The sequence below is a fragment of the Xanthovirga aplysinae genome (assembly GCF_009711365.1).
GTDB classification, from domain to species: Bacteria; Bacteroidota; Bacteroidia; order Cytophagales; family Cyclobacteriaceae; genus Xanthovirga; species Xanthovirga aplysinae.
Genome location: NZ_SMMB01000516.1, coordinates 1 through 2,057, shown reverse-complemented (window position 1 = coordinate 2,057; position 2,057 = coordinate 1). Strand labels below are relative to the sequence as shown.

Annotated in this window: 2 protein-coding genes; one reads left to right on the top strand and one right to left on the bottom strand. The window is 37.1% G+C overall.

All coding sequences use genetic code 11. The annotated features are described in order from the left end of the window. Window positions 1-1,054 (top strand): acyloxyacyl hydrolase (locus E1171_RS02275; RefSeq protein WP_155203671.1); only part of this gene is annotated, 1,054 nt, incomplete at its 5' end. 26 nt (window positions 1,055-1,080) lie between these two features. Here E1171_RS02275 and dinB read toward each other — a convergent pair. Then, window positions 1,081-2,057: DNA polymerase IV (gene dinB, locus E1171_RS02270; protein WP_155203669.1), on the bottom strand; the 977-nt coding region annotated here is incomplete at its 5' end.

Below are 2,057 nucleotides of genomic sequence, written 5' to 3'. Positions count from 1 at the left end.
CTCAGCCCAAACAAATTCTAGGGAAAAAAAATACACCAATACACTAGCCCTAGGAGCTCAAGGACTCATCCTTTTACAAAATGGCCAAACTAGTAACCTACGTTCTGGAATTTCATGGGGTTTTGATGCAGCCTGGGCCAAAAACACTTATGGGTACAAACCTTGGCAACAAATTTATGGCTATCCAGATGCAGGAGTAGATATTTCTTTTATACGATGGTTTCAGCGACCTTTAGGAGAAGCTTTTGGTATTCAAGGCTACTATATGTTTTATTTGAGACGGGGAAAAAAACATCATTTCTTTTTAAGACCTTCTGCTGGCTATGCACTTTTTACCAAAACAGCGAATCAACCCGATAACCCCGATAACCGTGCTATTGGAAGCTTGGTCAACTATTACCTTCAAGCTGCTTTAGGGTACTCCTTTCAAATCACAAAGAATAATCGCTTTCGTATTAATCCCTATTTTGCTGCTTCACATATTTCAAATGGAAATTTTAGAAAACCAAATGGACCACTAAATTTCCTTTCTCTATACGCCAACTTTTCCTATCGAATTGAAACTGAAACCCCCAAATATCAAAAGAAAAAACTAGAGCGATTCCAGCAAGGCATAAAAGTAAACTTAGTAGGTACCATTAGTTCAGTACGGAATTCAGTAAATGACGATCATAATTTTGTAGTGCTCACTGCAAGGGGGTATCTCGATAAACGAATAATTAGAATTTCAGCAGTAAACCTTGGAGCTGAATTTATTTGGAGTGAGGCCATACAAAATGAGATCAACAGTAACCCCAATTCTAACCCCAGAGACAATCCCTTCCGCGTAGGAATATTAGCGGGACATGAATTGTTCATTGGAAAACTATCCTTAATCACCCAATTGGGGGTTTTAATTTATCGACCATTTAAAGCTGATATCGATACCCCTGTATATGCTCGACTTGGTTTCAAGTTTTATCTGACCGATTTCTTCTTCTTGGTAATAAATCTGAAAACTTTAGGACTTGGAGAATCTGACGACGTTGGCTATGGAGTAGGCTTTAGGTTTTAAAGGAAATAAAAGGGTTCGAAAAAGCTTCAACGTTTGAAAGAAGGAAAATTTAATTCTAATTGATGCCCCCAGAGTTTTTTTTCCTCACTTAAATTGGAAACGGACAACCCCAATAACCGAATTGCAGTATTTTGAACTTCCGCCTCTTCCAGTAATTTCTGGGCCAAAACTTTAATTTTACCCAATTGATCAATTGGCCTTTTCTCCGTTTTACTCCTAGTGATTTGTTCAAAATTTGAAAACTTAATCTTTAAGGTTAAGGTTTTCCCTCTTGCATTTGCTTTTTCTATTCTACGAAAAAGGCTCTCCCCTATCTTTTCCAGAGCTTGATACATTGCATTAGGATTAGTAAGATCATGCTCAAAGGTATGTTCCACTCCTATAGATTTTCTCACTCTATGCGGATTTACAGCTCGCTCATCAATAGCTCTGGCAATATTATAATAATACCCTCCGGATTTACCAAACAATTTATACAATTGAATTTTATCGTACTTTTTTAGGTCCCTACCAGTATGAATTCCTATTTCATGCATTCGTTCCGCAGTCACCTTTCCAATACCAAAAAATTTATCAATTGGTAATTCCTCCACAAACTTTTCTGCTTCTTCAGGGCTTATCAACGTTAAACCATCAGGTTTATCAAAATCAGATGCAATTTTTGCTAAAAATTTATTATATGAAATTCCAGCTGAGGCAGTCAACTGGGTCTTTTCTCTTATTTTCTTTTTTATCTCCTTAGCAATTAAAGTGGCTGAAGGCATATCTTTTTTATTATTCGTCACATCCAAATAAGCCTCATCAAGAGATAAAGGCTCAATTAAATCTGTATACTCCTCAAAGATTGAATGAATTTGAGAGGAAACCTTTTTATAGGCCTCAAATCGAGGTTTTACAAAAATAATATGAGGACACTTTTTCAAGGCTAAAGCAGAAGGCATAGCTGATCGCACCCCAAACACCCTTGCTTCATAACTAGCAGCAGCAACCACCCCTCTTTCCC